Raw genomic sequence first — 14111 nt, forward strand, 5'->3', positions numbered from 1 at the left:
GCGCGGCCCACCCCCGCACCCGCATCCTCCGCCTCGCCGCGCGCGCCACCCGCCCCGAACCCGGGACCCGCTGACGCGGCCATCCGGGCGGCCGAGTGGGCGAGACGCGGAGTTTCCCAGGAGATCAACTCACGCGGAGTTAACGAGCCGACTCACCCGGCAATCAAGCGGAGGTCGGCGCGTTCCGCGTCGCCGGCCGCGGGCCCGATCGCGCGGCCTTTCCGTCAGCGGAGGAGAAACCAGGTCATGAAACGAGCACTGACAGCCCTGCTCTTGTCGGCTCCCGCCCTCACCGGAGGTCTGCTGAGCGCGGCCCCGGCGTCGGCCGGTACGACGGTGTCCGCCCACGCCAAGGAAATGATCACCGAGCAGGAGTGCATCGAGGGAGGCGGCCGACCGGAAGGAGGTCCCTTCTTCCGCATCTGCAGGGGAGGCGTCCACGACGGCAAAATGATCTGGTAGCGGACCGTCCGCCCGGGCCCGGGCTCAGAGTTCGGTGACCTTGCCGTCCTCGACCCGCAGCCGCCGGGTCGTGCGGACGGCGTCCAGCATCCGGCGGTCGTGGGTGACCAGCAGGAGCGTGCCGGTGTAGGCGTCGAGCGCCGACTCCAGCTGCTCGATCGCCGGAAGGTCGAGGTGGTTGGTCGGCTCGTCCAGGACGAGCAGGTTGACGCCCCGGGCCTGGAGCAGGGCCAGCGCCGCGCGGGTCCGCTCGCCGGGGGAGAGGGTGGCCGCGGGACGCAGCACGTGGTCCGCGCGCAGCCCGAACTTCGCCAGCAGCGTGCGGACCTCCGCGGCCGTCATCTCCGGGACGGCCGCGCCGAACGCGTCGATCAGCGCCGAGTCGCCGAGGAACAGCCCGCGGGCCTGGTCGATCTCCCCGACCAGGACACCGGGACCGAGCGCCGCGTGCCCCTCGTCCACCGGAACGCGGCCGAGCAGGGCGCCGAGCAGCGTCGTCTTGCCCGCGCCGTTCGCGCCCGTGATCGCGACCCGGTCGGCCCAGCGGATCTCCAGGTCGGCGGGGCCCAGCGTGAACGGCCCGCGCCGGACGACCGCGCCGCGCAGGGTGGCCGCGACCGCGCCCGACCGCGGGGCGGCGGCGATCTCCATCCGCAGCTCCCACTCCTTGCGGGGCTCGGCGACGACCTCCAGCCGCTCGATGGCCTTCTCGGTCTGCCGCGCCTTGGACGCCTGCTTCTCGCTCGCCTCCGACCGGAACTTCCGGCCGATCTTGTCGTTGTCGCCCGCCTTCCGGCGCGCGTTCTTCACGCCCTTGTCCATCCACGCCCGCTGCGTCTGCGCCCGGTCCTTGAGCGAGGACAGCTTGTCGGCGTACTCCTCGTAGTCGGCGCGGGCGTGCCGCCGCGCGACGTCCCGCTCGGCCAGGTACGACTCGTACCCGCCGCCGTAGGCCTTGATCTGCTGCTGCGCGAGGTCCAGTTCGAGGACGCGGGTGACCGTCCGGGTGAGGAACTCGCGGTCGTGGCTGACCAGCACCGTCCCGGCCCGCAGGTCGGTGACGAACCGCTCCAGCCGCTCCAGGCCGTCCAGGTCGAGGTCATTGGTCGGCTCGTCCAGCAGGAAGACGTCGTACCGGCTGAGCAGCAGCGACGCCAGCCCGGCCCGCGCGGCCTGCCCGCCCGACAGCGACGTCATGGGCTGCCCGAGGTCCACGGTGAGACCGAGCTCGGCGGCCACCTCACCCGCCCGGTCGGCCAGGTCCGCGCCGCCCAGCGCGAGCCACCGCTCCAGCGCCTCGGCGTACGCGTCGTCCGCGCCCTCGACCTCCTCGACCAGGCCCTTCGTCGCCTCGTCCAGATCGGCCTGCGCCTGGGTGACGCCCGTCCGGCGGCCCAGGAACGCCTCGACCGTCTCGCCGGGCCGCCGCTCGGGCTCCTGCGGCAGGTACCCCACGAGCGCCGTGGGCGGACTCAACCGCACGCTCCCGGCCTCCGGCACGTCCACCCCGGCCAGCAGCCGCAGCAGCGACGACTTGCCGGCCCCGTTGACCCCGACCAGCCCCACGACGTCACCAGGCGCGACGACGAGGTCCAGTTCGGAGAACAGAAGCCGATCGCCGTGCCCTGCGGCGAGATCCTTGGCAACGAGAGTGGCGCTCACCCCCCAACGCTATCGTCCAGCCCAGATGCCCGATCCGTCCCGCCGGGGCGGCGCGGTCGGCTCAGGAGTCCCTGCCCTGTGTGTTCGGACGCGTTCAGTGGGCTGCGGTCAGCGAGTGGCGGCCAGTACGGCCGCGAGGCCCTCTTGCAGGTCTTTGACGAAATGCTCGGGTACCTCCAGCGACGGGAAGTGCCCTCCGCGCTCGGGTGACCTCCAGCGGACGATCTGCCGGTACCGCTCCTGCGCCCAGGGGCGCGGGACCTTCTCGGTGTCGCGGGGATACATGGTGATGGCTGACGGGACGTCGACCCGGAGTTCGGGATCGAGCGAGTTGTGGCTCTCGTAGTAGATGCGGGCCGCCGACGCGCCTGACCGCGTCAGCCAGTAGAGGGTGACGTCGTCCAGGATCCTGTCCCTGGAGATCGTCTCGAACGGGCCGTCCTCGGTGTCGGACCACTCGGCGAACTTGTCGAGGATCCAGGCGAGCAGCCCGACCGGTGAGTCGACGAGCGAGTAGCCGATGGTCTGCGGCCGCGTCGCCTGCTGCTTCGCGTACGCCGCGCGGTGGCGCCAGAAGTGGCGGGTGTCCTCGACCCACTGGCGCTCGACCGCCGTCAGCCCGTCCGTCGGCAACCCGGGCGGCGCCTCCGCGAACGTGCTGTGGATGCCGAGGACGTTCTCCGGGAACCTGCCGCCGAGGACCGTGGTGATCACGCCTCCCCAGTCGCCGCCGTGGGCGAGGAACTTGTCGTAGCCGAGCCGTCCCATCAGTTCCACCCATGCGGCCGCGATCTTCTCGGTGCCCCACCCGGTGGCGGCCGGCTTGTCGCTGTAACCGAAGCCCGGCAGCGAGGGGACCACGAGGTGGAACGCCGGCGCGTCCGCGTCCTCCGGATCCGCCAGCTCGTCCACGACGTCGATGAACTCGGCGACGCTGCCCGGCCAGCCGTGCGTCAGGACCAGGGGGGTGGCGTCCGCTCGCGCGGACCTCCGGTGCAGGAAGTGGATTCCGAGACCGTCGATGACGGTGCGGAACTGGCCGACACGGTGAAGGCGCTCTTCGAACGGCCGCCACTCGTACTCGGTGCGCCAGTAGTCCACCACCTCGACGAGGTCGGCGAGCGGAACCCCCTGCTCCCATCGGCGGGAGCCGGACGGCGCGCCCCGGACCGTCTCGGGCTCCGGGAGCCGCGCCGCGGCGAGCCGCGCGCACAGATCGTCGAGGTCGGCGTCGGACGCGTGGGCTTCGAACGCCTGCACGTCGCTGGTGGGACGGGTCATGAGACCTCCTGCCATCGCGGAACCGGCTAAGGCGGTTCTATTACCCTTTCCGCCGGAGTGCAACCGGCTAAGGTGGTTCCATGCGTGCTGGGTATCCCGACTTCCGTCTCGGCAACGTGCTCGCGACCAGCTTCACCGCGACCCTGACGGAGCGGTGCGGCGACGCCGTGGAGCGCATTCCCACGCCGGGCCGCCTCACCGACTGGATGGCGGTGAGCGGTCTCGCCGTGGACTCCTGCAGCACCGCCCAGTGGGAGCTCGCCCGGGAACTGAGGGAGTCGATCCACCTCGCCGCGACAGCGGCCGCGACCCAGAACGCTCTTCCCGCCTCCGCCGTCCAGGTCCTCAACGACCGCAGCACCGGCGGTCGGGCCGCGGCGATCCTGACGCCCGAAGGCGAACGGCGATGGCGGCTCGGCTCGGCTTCCCGCGTGGAGGACGCCCTCGGCGTGATCGCCGCCGACGCGATCGAGATCATCGCAGGCGAACGAGACGGCCGATTGGCCTTGTGCGCGTCGCCGACCTGCCAGGCCGCCTTCTTCGACACCAGCCAGAGCCGCACCCGCAAATGGTGCGACATGAACACGTGCGGCAACCGCCAGAAGAAAGCCCGCTACAACGCCAACCAGCGCAAACGCTCCGTCTCAGCGGACTGAGCCTTCGCTGGCGGTGGGGGGTTCGGTGAGTTGGGTCGTGGGGCGGTAGGCGGAGGCCTGGAGGTTGTAGAGCTCGGCGTACAGGCCGTTCGCGGCGAGCAGGGAGACGTGGTCGCCCTGCTCGGTGACCTGGCCGTCCTTGAGGACGTAGATGTGGTCGGCGTGGCGGACGCTGGCGAGCCGGTGGGTGATCAGCAGGACGGTCCGGCCGTGGCGTCGGGCGTGCAGGCGGATCCGCTCGAACATGCGGTGTTCGGCGCGCGCGTCCAGGGCGGCGGTCGGCTCGTCGCAGACCAGGAGCGGCGCGTCGCGGTAGAAGCCGCGGGCGGCGGCCAGGCGCTGCCACTGCCCGCCGGACAGTTCCTGGCCTCCCTCGAAGCGCTTGTCCAGCAGCGTCTCGTACGAGCGGGGGAAGGCGTCGATCATCTCGTCGGCTCCGGAGTCGGCCGCGGCGGCCAGCATCCGGCGCTTCACCCGGGAGTCGGTCAGGTCGTCGCCCATGACGATGTTGTCGGCGGCGGTCATCGGCCAGTGGGTGTGGTCCTGGGCGACGACCGCGATGTTGCGGCGCACGAGGTCGGGGGCGAGCCGGGTGACGACGGTGCCGTCCCAGCGGATCTGCCCGGTGTCGGGCGCGTACAGCCCTGAGATGATCTTGGCGAGGGTGGTCTTGCCCGATCCGTTCTCGCCCACCAGCGCGACGATCTGGCCGCGTCGCAGCCGCACCGAGACGTCCCGCAGGGCGGGACCGTCGGCGCTGGGGTAGGTGAAGGTGACGCGGTCCACGGCGATCTCCCGGAAGGACCGCAGCGCCGCGCATGTTTCGGCGTCGTCCTCCGGGACGGACGGCAGGGCCGCGGGCGGACGGGACGGAAGCTCCTCGGCCTTCTCGACGTAGGCGAGGTAGTCGGCGAAGTACAGGCCGTCCTCGTAGGTGCGGTTCAGGGCGTGGACGAGGTTCAGCAGGGACTGCTGGCCGGTGCGGATCGCCAGGACCGCCGTCCCGGCGACGGCCAGCGGCATCAGGCCCTTCCACAGCAGCACTCCGAGCGTCACGTACAGACCGGCGGTCGCGAGTCCTCGCAGCACGTCGCCGTATCCCTGCGCCATGGTGCGCCTTCTCGCGACCCCCACCAGGACGCGCTGGACGCGGTCGGCCAGCACAGCGTACTGGCGGAGCAGGTACGGCCGGACGGTGAACGACCGCACCTCGGCCGCATGGCGGCGTTCGGTCATCAGGTCCGTCATGATCCAGGCGCGCCGCCGGACGGCGATCAGCGACAGCTGCGCGCGGTAGCCCAGCCGGGCCGAGCGGACCGCGGCCCATGCCTCGGGGAGCGCGGTCAGCACCAGCAGCGGCAGCAGGACCGGGTGCAGGACGCCGAGCGCGCCGGCGGCCGCGGCGACGCCCACGGCGGCGGTGCCGAGGTCGACGGCGTTGTCGACCATGGACGAGGCGGACTGCACCCCGCGGATCTGCGCGCGGTGCAGCGCGTCCTGGTGGTCGCTGTCGTCGAAGCGCGCCAGGTCGATCGCGGTGGTGGTCTCGTACAGCCGCGTCTCGACGATCCGTGTGACCTGCGGACGCAGCCGCTGCTGGGACCACTGCGCGACGAGCGACAGGGAGGCGCGGATCGTGATCGCCGTCCCCACGAGTGCGAGCGCCGGAGCCGCCGCGCCGACGCGGTCGGGCGTGGGCCCGCCCGCGAACAACGCCGTGAGGACCCGGGCTGTCGCGAGCAGGCCGAACGCGGTGAACACCCCGGCGACGGCGTTGAACACGACGGTGATGATGAGGTCGCGTCGGCTGGCCCGCCAGCCGAGCCGGACGACCTGCCCGATCAGGAGCGGCAGCCGGCGGGCCATGGACAGCGTGCTGGTCTCGGCCATGTCCTGCGACCGTCGTTCCCACCCCTTCCAGGCGGTGAGCTTGGGCAACCCGAGGTCCACGGCGGGCTCCTCGGCGGACGGCCGAAGCCGTGCGAGCAGTCGGGTGATGAACGTCATGGGCGGCTCCCGTCACGCGGCGCGATGGTGTCGATGTCCTGCTCGGCGGGCGCGGAGACGACGGGCCGTCGCATGGGGCCCCTCTTCGTCCGTCCGGGCAGGCCCCTAGACGACCTCGTTCGCCACCCGCGGCGCTGACCGACGGACGCACTCGGACGCCCGCCTTCCCGACCGCTGCGGACATGGGCTGCACTCGTCTCGCGACCGAGCGCTCACATCCCGGCCCGGACGTCCTCGGACAACGCCGGACAGCCCCCAGGAGTCACCGGGCGGGACGGCTGCCGGCTTCGATCGCCTTGAGTTCGTCGGTGACGAAGCGGAAGAGGTCGCCGGGTTCCGCGCACACCAGCACCGGAACGGCGGCGGCGCGGGACCGGCCGTGGCTGTAGAGGCCGAGGACGGCGGTGGTGTCGAAGCGGTAGCACGAGAACGCCCGGTCGCCGGGCCAGTAGCGGACGTCGACCTCGGCGCCGTCCGGCATCGCCAGAGCCTGGTAGTCGCGGGTGGTGTTCTCGATGCGGCTGATGAGCTCCGGTGGGTCGATCGCGAATCGGTCCGACAGGACCTGGACGGTGAGCGCGTCGGCGGGGTCGGCGAGGAAGACGCGGATCCTCGCCTCGGGACGCCGCGCGAGCCGGGTCAGCTCCGGGGCGTGCAGGTGCCGCCAGGTCTGGCCGTAGACGACGAAGATGTCCAGTTGGCTGACCGTCGCGAACAGCCGTTTCCAGTCGAAGTCGGGGAGGTAGGTGGCTCCGAGCCGGAGCAGTCCGGCGGCGTGGATGTCCGCGGCGAGCTGCTGGGGGAGGTCCTGGGGAGCGGGGGCGGCGCCCGGGTTGGCGGCGAGCAGGGTCCAGGCCGCCAGCCAGCGGGTGTCCTCGACGGGGTCCACACCGCAGGCCCGCAGGAAGGCCAGGAACAGTTGCCGCGACGGCAGCCGCTTACCCCGCAGCAGGTCCGACACGCTGCTGCGCGCGAGCGGCCTGCGGTTCTGCTGCCCCCAGAGTTCGAGTCGGCGGAGTGAGGGGTTCCCGGCGTGGGCTCGGAGCCGCCGCAGGCACTCCGCGAGCCCGGCGACGGTCGTGCCGTCGCGCAGCGGATCGAGGTCCTGGTCCATGGCGGCTACCTGTCCAACGAGGGAGTCCGGCGGGTGTCGGCCGACGTCGCGTGCGTCGCGGGGAGGGCCGCAGCCGCACGGCCCAGGTGGTCATGGTCAATCCCAGCCGACATCGCTGTGCCGGTCGCCGCGACGGTATGCCGCCAAACCGTGGGCCGTGGACGGGTAGGTCGGGTCCGGCAGGCGGTCCAGGGGGAACCAGCCGACGCCGGAGCATTTGTGCGGCTCGGCGTTGTGGGGCTCGCCCTGCCAGCGCTTGACGAGGAAGAACGTCCCCATCCGGGCGTGCCCCGTGACGTTGCGGTAGTGGAGGAGGTGGACGAACTCCACATCCTGCTCGGCGATGTGGACGCCGATCTCCTCGCGTGCCTCCCGGACGGCGGCCCGGGTGATGCTCTCACCCCGTTCGAGCTTGCCCGAGGGCAGGTTCCACTGCCCGTCGGCGAACCCGGTCCCGGCACGCTGGGCGAGCAGGACCCGGTCATCCCGGATGAGGATCACCAGCGCGTCCATGATCGTGCTGTAGGGGGCCCGCTCGGCCGGGCTGCTGGGGCTCATAGGCGGGTCAGGTTAGCGGGGTGACCAGCTCCTCTGCCGCCGGACGCGCGGAATCCGCAGGCCACATTCGTCGACCGCGGACGAGCGCGCGAAGACGGCGCGGACGAGCGCGCGAAGACGGCGCGGGCGGGGCTTGTTGCCGTCAGCCCGGGACGGACGCGGTGAGGGCGTGGAGGGCGGTGTGAGTGGGCGTGCCGGGCCGGGCGCTGTAGGCGACGAGGGCGCGGACGCCGGGATCGGCGGGCAGGTTGAGGAACTCGTAGTCGAGGTGCAGGTCGCCGACCTCGGGATGGCGCAGGTGGTAGCGGCCGTAGGCCAGGTCGGTGACGTCGTGGCTGTCCCACATGTACCGGAACTGCTCGCTGGCGTCCTTCACGGCCGCGATGACCGCGTGCAGTTCCCGGTCATGGGGACGGGCGCCGGCGCGCAGCCGGAGGTAGGTGACGACCGTGCGGGCTATCCGCGGCCAGCTCGGGGCGGCGGTCCGCCGGACGGACTCGTTGAGGAAGACCAGGTGGGCCCAGGTGCGCTCGGACTCGGGAACGGCCGCGAAGTCGACGGCGAACACCGTGGTGGCGGCGCGGTTCCAGGCGAGGATGTTGGTGTGGTGCCCGACCAGGTAAGCGGGGGCCGGGTCGATGGCGTCCAGCAGTTGGCGCAGCCCGGGGCGCAGCGGCGGGGGAGGCGTCGCCGCTGCGGCGAGGGGTGGACGGGCGAGGTTGTGCAGGTGGGCGCGCTCGTCCGAGTCCAGCCGCAGTGCGGTGGCGACCGCGTCGATCACGGCGTCGGAGACGCCGTCCAGGCGGCCGCGCTCGAAGCGGACGTAGTAGTCGACGCTGATCCCCGCGAGCTGCGCGAGTTCCTCGCGGCGCAGCCCGGGGACCCGGCGGCGGGAGCCGTGGGCGGGCAGCCCGACCTGCTCGGGGCGCAGCCGGGCCCGCCGCGAGCGAAGAAATGCTGCTATCTGCGAGGTTTCTGCCACGGGCGGCATCTTAAAGGGGGTCTGCGGGACCCCGGTTCCGCTGGTCCCCGGGGTGAACACCGCCCTGGGCAGGGGGCTCGGACTGCCCGAAGCTGGCGAAGGCGGGCGAGCAGCCCGCATGCGCCGACCGCGCCCCATACCCCTGTCTGAGAGGACCGACTCTGATGAACCGCGCACTGATCGTGATCGACGTCCAGAACGAGTACGTGACCGGCAACCTGCCGATCGCCTACCCGCCGCTGGACGTGAGCCTGGCCAACATCGGCGCGGCCATGGACGCGGCGACCCGGGCCGAGATCCCCGTGGTCGTGGTCCGGCAGACCGCTCCCGCCGGCTCTCCGGTCTTCGCCCCGGACAGCGCCGGTGCCGAGCTGCATCCCGTGGTGGCCGAGCGGCCGGCCGACCTGCTGATGGAGAAGACCCTGCCGTCCAGCTTCACCGGCACCGGCCTCGCCGAATGGCTCGCCGAGCGCGGTGTGGACACCGTGGTCATCGCCGGATACATGACGCAGAACTGCGACGAGTCCACCGCACGGGACGCGGTCCACCGCGGGTTCGCCGTGGAGTTCCTGTCCGATGCCACCGGAACCTTGAAGCTGGCCAACCAGGCAGGCAGCGTCGAGGCCAAGGCACTGCATGAGGCGGTGCTGGTGGTGATGCAGTCCCGCTTCGCCGCGGTGGCCACCACCGAGGAGTGGATCGCGGCGGTCAACGGCGGCCCGGAACTGGAGCGCTCGGGCGTCTTCGCCAGCACCGCCGCCGCCCGTCCATGACCGGCGGTGCCCGCGTGCGCCTCCCGAGAGTGCTGGACCCGGCGGCGAGCCTCACGCTGTGCCGGGCGGCCCGGCGCGAATGTGGGCCACGCCACGCGGGGTGACGGACGCGCCAGAGCCTCGACGGCCCGGATTTCATGAAACAATCTTCGGCAAAGGGACTTCGGGGCTCGGCCCCGGCATCGGGGACGCAGAGGGAAGGCGCATGGGCGGCGAGCGCGGCACCGGCGGACGGCCGTGGACGTTCCTGACCAACCACGCGCGCGTGCTGGTCATGATCGTCCGCCACCCGGAGTCCCGGCTGCGGGACATCGCCGAGGCGATCGGGATCACCGAGCGCGCCGCCCAGATGATCGTCAACGACCTGGAGGGCGGCGGCTACCTCACCCGCACCCGGATCGGACGCCGGACCCACTACAGCGTCCACCCCGACCGCCCGTTCCGGCACCCCGCCGACGCCGACCACCTCGTCAAGGAGCTGCTGGCGGTGTTCACCGGCCACGACGACGAGCACGCCCCGCTCCGGACGGCCGGCGGCCAGGAATCCCTGGGTGACCGGGAACCGCTCTGAGCACCCCGGCGCACCATCGTCCCCCCCCGTCCTTTTCGCAGCTGAGAGGCCCACCAGACCATGACGGCGACATCAGGCCAGCGCCCCTCCCTCGCCGAGCCGGCGGCCGTCGCCGATCCGCCCGTCGCCGAGCCGTCCGTCACCGGGCAGGCGGTGGAGGAGGATCTGCGGGCGTTGTTCGGCCAGTCCGCCGCCGTCTTCGCGTCGCTGACCGGGCCGGCGCACGTGGTGGAGGCGGCGAACCCGGCGTTCTTCACCGCCATCGGCGGTGAGGACCGGGCCCGCATCGGCGTTCCGATCGCCGAGCTGATGCCCGAGCTGGCCACGCAGGGGTTCATCGCGCTGCTGGACGAGGTCCTGCGCACCGGAGAGGCCTACACCGGTCGCGACGTCAGGGTCATGCTGGGCACCGGCCCGCACACCCGGGAAGCGTTCTTCGACTTCACCTACGAGCCGCGCCGCGACGCCGCCGGCGCCGTGATCGGCATCCGGGTGATCGGCGTGGAGACCACCCAGCTCAAGCAGGCCCAGCGGCTGATGAACGAACACCGCGCCCTGGTGGAGCAGATCGCCCGTCAGGCGCCCCTGGCCGAGGTGCTCGACGGGATGGCCCGCTGCATCGAGAACCTGGTCCCGCAGGAACTGCTCGTCTCCGTCCTGCTCGCCGACCCCGACGGACGGCGCCTGCGTCACGGCGCCGCGCCCAGCCTGCCCGACTTCTACAACGAGGCCATCGACGGGATCGCCACCGGTGAGGGTGTCGGCTCCTGCGGCACGGCGGCGCACCGGCGGGAACCGGTCATCGTCACCGACATCGCGACCGACCCGTTCTGGGACGACTTCCGCGCGCTGGCCGACCGTGCCGGGCTGGCGGCCTGCTGGTCGATGCCGATCCTGGCCCGCGACGGCGGCCTGCTGGGGACGTTCGCCATGTACCACCGCACCCCGCGCGTCCCCGAGGAAGCCGACCTCGCCCTCGCCCGCGTCTTCGCCGGAACCGCGGCCCTCGCCATCGAACGCCACCACATCGAACAGGAGAAGGCGGCCGCCGAGGCACGCGCCAGGACGGCCCACGACAAGCTGGCCGAGGCGGTGCGGGCTGAGCAGCAACTGCGCGCCGAGGCCGAGCAGCGTGCCGCGGCGGCCGCTGAGCTCGCCGCCCGGATGCGTGCCGCCGCCACAGCGCAGGCCACCACGCCGCACCCGGAGCACTGCCAGCTCGGCGGCACCGGCGGATGCGCCGAACCGGCCGAGATCAAGATCGCCGACTCCTGGGGCGACTCGGCGTGGGGCTGCCCGACCCACGTCGAGGAAGCCCTCATCAACGTGCGCTCGGTCTTCCTCGCCAACGAGGAACCGGACGGTCTCGCCGCCTACCTCAACCGCTGAGGCCGCGCTACCGCCTTTGGGCGGTGGCGAAGGCGCCGAACCAGGTCGCGCTGGGTTTCGGGGTGCGGGCGAACGTGGTGCGGTCGACGGCGACCAGGCCGAAGGTGGCGTGGTAGCTGCCCCACTCGTAGTTGTCGAGCAGCGACCAGTGCAGGTAGCCGCGGACGTCGATGCCCGAGGCGATCGCCTCCGCGAGGGCCGCGAGGGCGTCCCTCGTGTAGTCGATGCGTTCGGTGTCGTCGCTGGTGGCGATGCCGTTCTCGGTGACCAGGATCGGGGTGTCCGGGAGACGGGCGGCGGTGTGGCGCACGGCGTTGCCGAGCGCGGCCGGATAGTACTCCCAGCCGGTGAGCGTGGTGCGCGCCGCCTCGGGGACGGGCAGGGCGCCGTCGCGCCCGATCCGGACGCGGGTGTAGGCCTGGACGCCGATGAAGTCGTCGCCCTTGGCCGCGTCGAGGAACTGGTCCTCGCGCGTCCAGGCCCAGCGGGCGCATTCGGCGTCGGCGCCGTCGACCGGTTCGAAGTTCTGGTTGGCGACCGTCCAGCCCGACCGGACGCCGGGGACCGCGGCCAGTTCCTCGCGGGCGGCGCGGTGGGCGGCCGTGAGCGCTTCGGCGACGGCCTGGTCGGGCGGGGGCATCGCGCCGGCGACGTTCTCGCTCCGCCTCTTCTCCCGGATCATGCTGGCCATCATGGCGAGCATGTTCGGCTCGTTGACGGTGCAGACCCAGGTGACGCCGTCCAGGATCGGCAGGACGGCCCGCACGTAGCGGCGGAAGGACGCGATCGCGTCGGGGGCCGTCCAGCCGCCGGCGGCCTGGAACCACAGCGGGCTGGTGAAGTGGTGCAGGGTGACGACAGGGGTGAGCCCGCGTTCGAAGCACCCTTCGATGATCCGCCGGTAGTGGGCCAGGGAGGCGCGGGAGATCCGGCCTGGCACGGGTTCGACGCGCGCCCATTCGATGCCGAACCGGTAGGCGTCGAGGCCGAGCCCGCGCACGATGTCGAGGTCCTCGGGCCAGCGGTGGTAGGAGTCGCAGGCGTCGCCGCTCCGGTCGGGCAGGAACCCGCCGGGGCGGTTCTCCAGCTCCCACAGGTCGCTGGCGACGTTGTTGCCCTCGGTCTGGTGGGGCGATCCGGCCGCGCCCCAGAGGAATCCGTCAGGGAACATCTTCTTCTCCTCTTTCACGAGGGCCAGGTCTTGGCGTGCTGGTCGCGCGGCGGCGCCGTCGCGTCACCGGGCGTCCCGCTCGTCGTGCTCGTCCCGCTCGCTCTGCTCGTCGCGTGCGGAGTGTTCGCGGACGGCCGCGACGAGCCGGTCCACGACGTCGGTGCTGAGGCCGATGCCGAAGGTCTGGAACTTCTTCAGCGGGATGCCGAGGGCGAGCCGCACCAGCGCCGAGTCGCCCTGCCCCAGCCGGGGGGTGCTGGAGGAGCTGAGGGCCTCGCGCAGGAGGCGCGAGCCGACGGGGTGGTCCAGCCATTCGCGCAGCGTGGACATGGGGCCGAGGTCGTCGACGTGCCCGTCCCCCTCGCAGTCCACGGTCGTGGCGAGCCGGACGTCGGCGGCCGACGCGCCGATCTCGACGCGGAACGTCCCGGCGGGAACGCTCCAACGGCCGCGGGACACCGACCATTCCGCGAAGTCGCGGGGCCCGAGCTCGAAGACGATCCGCGCGGACGCGCCGGGCTCAAGCCCCACCTTGAGGAACCCGCGCAGCTCGCGGCGCGGCCGGTCGGCGTCCGGCCCGTCCGGGCCGACGTACAGCTGGACCACCTCGTGCGCGAACCGGTCGCCCTCGTTGGCGACGGTCACCCCGATCTGCCAGCCGTCCCCCGCGCGGACGGCGTCGAGGGCGTCGTAGCCGAAGCGGCTGTAGGTGAGGCCGTGCCCGAACGGGTACGCGACGGGCACGTCGAGGGTCTGGTAGTACCGGTAGCCGACATAGCGGCCCTCGCCGTAGACCACCTGCCCGTCCGAGCCGGGGAAGTGCAGGTGGGACGGGTTGTCGGCGAGCCGCAGCGGGATCGTCTCGGTGAGCCGTCCGGACGGGCTGGTCACGCCGAGCAGCAGGTCGGCGGTCGCCGCGCCGCCGGCCTGTCCGGGCAGCCACGTCTCCAGGATCGCCGCGGCCCTGTCCCGCCACGGCGCGACCGACACGACGCCCCCGTTGGCGAGCACGACGACCACGCGGGTTCCGGTGGCGGCGACGGCGTCGAGCAAGCCGAGCTGGACGGCGGGCAGGTCGAGGTGGAGGCGGTCGAACCCCTCGGACTCCTCGTCGGCGGGAAGCCCCAGGAAGAGCAGCGCGATGTCGGCGTCGCCCGCGGCGTCCACGGCCTCCTGGAGAAGGGCGGGGTCCTCGGTGCCGTCAAGGCGGTACCCGGCGGCGAACCGGGCCTGCCCTCCGAGCCGCTCGGCGAGGACGCTCCACGCGTCGTCCAACCGCGTCGGCACGACGTGCGAGCTGCCGTGGCCCTGGTAGCGCGGGGTGCGCGCCAGCTCCCCGAGGACGGCGACCTGCGCGCCGGGCGCGAGCGGCAGGACGCCGTCGTTCTTCAGCAGGACGGCGGAGGCGGCCGCGGCCTCAAGAGCGAGGGCGTGGTGCTCGTCGGCGCTCCAGGACGGCGGCGGCGTGGTGCGCTCGGTGCGGCG

The 14111-nt window shown here is 72.6% G+C and carries 12 protein-coding genes; 4 read left to right on the forward strand and 8 right to left on the reverse strand.

What is annotated here, in order from left to right; all coding sequences use genetic code 11:
• Positions 1 to 486: 486 nt before the first annotated feature.
• Positions 487 to 2124 (reverse strand): ABC-F family ATP-binding cassette domain-containing protein, encoded by a 1638-nt coding sequence (locus tag AB0J52_RS09370; RefSeq protein ID WP_500181091.1) that lies wholly within the window; start codon positions 2122 to 2124, stop codon positions 487 to 489.
• A 108-nt stretch (positions 2125 to 2232) separates the two neighbouring features.
• Positions 2233 to 3405, reverse strand: a complete 1173-nt coding sequence (locus AB0J52_RS09375) for an epoxide hydrolase family protein (protein WP_500181092.1) — start codon at positions 3403 to 3405, stop codon at positions 2233 to 2235.
• 80 nt (positions 3406 to 3485) lie between these two features.
• Between AB0J52_RS09375 and AB0J52_RS09380 the strand changes: the two genes are divergently transcribed.
• Positions 3486 to 4061, forward strand: a complete 576-nt coding sequence (locus AB0J52_RS09380; RefSeq protein WP_500181093.1) for a CGNR zinc finger domain-containing protein — start codon at positions 3486 to 3488, stop codon at positions 4059 to 4061.
• Here the strand turns inward: AB0J52_RS09380 and AB0J52_RS09385 are convergent.
• The 4 genes from AB0J52_RS09385 to AB0J52_RS09400 all read right to left on the reverse strand — a co-directional run bounded on the left by AB0J52_RS09385 (position 4050) and on the right by AB0J52_RS09400 (position 8722).
• Positions 4050 to 6068 (reverse strand): ABC transporter ATP-binding protein, encoded by a 2019-nt coding sequence (locus tag AB0J52_RS09385; protein ID WP_500181094.1) that lies wholly within the window; start codon positions 6066 to 6068, stop codon positions 4050 to 4052. The two genes, AB0J52_RS09380 and AB0J52_RS09385, sit on opposite strands and share 12 nt — an antisense overlap.
• A 262-nt stretch (positions 6069 to 6330) precedes the next feature.
• Complete coding sequence (locus tag AB0J52_RS09390; protein ID WP_500181095.1) at positions 6331 to 7182, reverse strand: helix-turn-helix domain-containing protein; 852 nt, start codon at positions 7180 to 7182, stop codon at positions 6331 to 6333.
• Positions 7183 to 7278: 96 nt separating this feature from the next.
• Positions 7279 to 7740: an NUDIX hydrolase gene (locus AB0J52_RS09395; RefSeq protein WP_500181096.1), complete on the reverse strand. Its 462-nt coding sequence runs from the start codon at positions 7738 to 7740 to the stop codon at positions 7279 to 7281.
• A 142-nt stretch (positions 7741 to 7882) separates the two neighbouring features.
• Positions 7883 to 8722 carry a helix-turn-helix transcriptional regulator gene (locus AB0J52_RS09400; RefSeq protein ID WP_500181097.1) on the reverse strand — a complete coding sequence of 280 codons (840 nt, stop codon included), beginning with the start codon at positions 8720 to 8722 and terminating at the stop codon, positions 7883 to 7885.
• 164 nt (positions 8723 to 8886) lie between these two features.
• Between AB0J52_RS09400 and AB0J52_RS09405 the strand changes: the two genes are divergently transcribed.
• From AB0J52_RS09405 to AB0J52_RS09415, 3 genes are all read left to right on the forward strand, one after another.
• Positions 8887 to 9495 (forward strand): cysteine hydrolase family protein, encoded by a 609-nt coding sequence (locus AB0J52_RS09405; protein ID WP_500181098.1) that lies wholly within the window; start codon positions 8887 to 8889, stop codon positions 9493 to 9495.
• Between the two features lie 205 nt (positions 9496 to 9700).
• Positions 9701 to 10066 (forward strand): helix-turn-helix transcriptional regulator, encoded by a 366-nt coding sequence (locus tag AB0J52_RS09410; protein WP_500181099.1) that lies wholly within the window; start codon positions 9701 to 9703, stop codon positions 10064 to 10066.
• A 60-nt stretch (positions 10067 to 10126) separates the two neighbouring features.
• Entirely contained in the window at positions 10127 to 11455 is a 1329-nt protein-coding gene (locus AB0J52_RS09415) for a GAF domain-containing protein (RefSeq protein ID WP_500181100.1), read from the forward strand.
• Positions 11456 to 11462: 7 nt separating this feature from the next.
• Here the strand turns inward: AB0J52_RS09415 and AB0J52_RS09420 are convergent, their stop codons facing one another.
• A complete protein-coding gene (locus AB0J52_RS09420) occupies positions 11463 to 12626 on the reverse strand; it encodes a glycoside hydrolase family 1 protein (RefSeq protein WP_500181101.1) in 1164 nt (387 codons plus the stop codon).
• Positions 12627 to 12689: 63 nt separating this feature from the next.
• The coding region (locus AB0J52_RS09425; protein WP_500181102.1) for a glycoside hydrolase family 3 C-terminal domain-containing protein at positions 12690 to 14111 on the reverse strand (1422 nt) is incomplete at its 5' end.

Source organism: Spirillospora sp. NPDC049652 (assembly GCF_040675125.1).
GTDB lineage: Bacteria > Actinomycetota > Actinomycetes > Streptosporangiales > Streptosporangiaceae > Spirillospora.

What these genes read in the sequence shown, in the direction of transcription:
- AB0J52_RS09375 (WP_500181092.1), bottom strand. Translation starts at nt 3,405, where the DNA reads ATGACCCGTCCCACCAGCGACGTGCAGGCGTTCGAAGCCCACGCGTCC.
- AB0J52_RS09380 (WP_500181093.1), top strand. Translation starts at nt 3,486, where the DNA reads ATGCGTGCTGGGTATCCCGACTTCCGTCTCGGCAACGTGCTCGCGACC.
- AB0J52_RS09385 (WP_500181094.1), bottom strand. Translation starts at nt 6,068, where the DNA reads ATGACGTTCATCACCCGACTGCTCGCACGGCTTCGGCCGTCCGCCGAG.
- AB0J52_RS09390 (WP_500181095.1), bottom strand. Translation starts at nt 7,182, where the DNA reads ATGGACCAGGACCTCGATCCGCTGCGCGACGGCACGACCGTCGCCGGG.
- AB0J52_RS09395 (WP_500181096.1), bottom strand. Translation starts at nt 7,740, where the DNA reads ATGAGCCCCAGCAGCCCGGCCGAGCGGGCCCCCTACAGCACGATCATG.
- AB0J52_RS09405 (WP_500181098.1), top strand. Translation starts at nt 8,887, where the DNA reads ATGAACCGCGCACTGATCGTGATCGACGTCCAGAACGAGTACGTGACC.
- AB0J52_RS09410 (WP_500181099.1), top strand. Translation starts at nt 9,701, where the DNA reads ATGGGCGGCGAGCGCGGCACCGGCGGACGGCCGTGGACGTTCCTGACC.
- AB0J52_RS09415 (WP_500181100.1), top strand. Translation starts at nt 10,127, where the DNA reads ATGACGGCGACATCAGGCCAGCGCCCCTCCCTCGCCGAGCCGGCGGCC.
- AB0J52_RS09420 (WP_500181101.1), bottom strand. Translation starts at nt 12,626, where the DNA reads ATGTTCCCTGACGGATTCCTCTGGGGCGCGGCCGGATCGCCCCACCAG.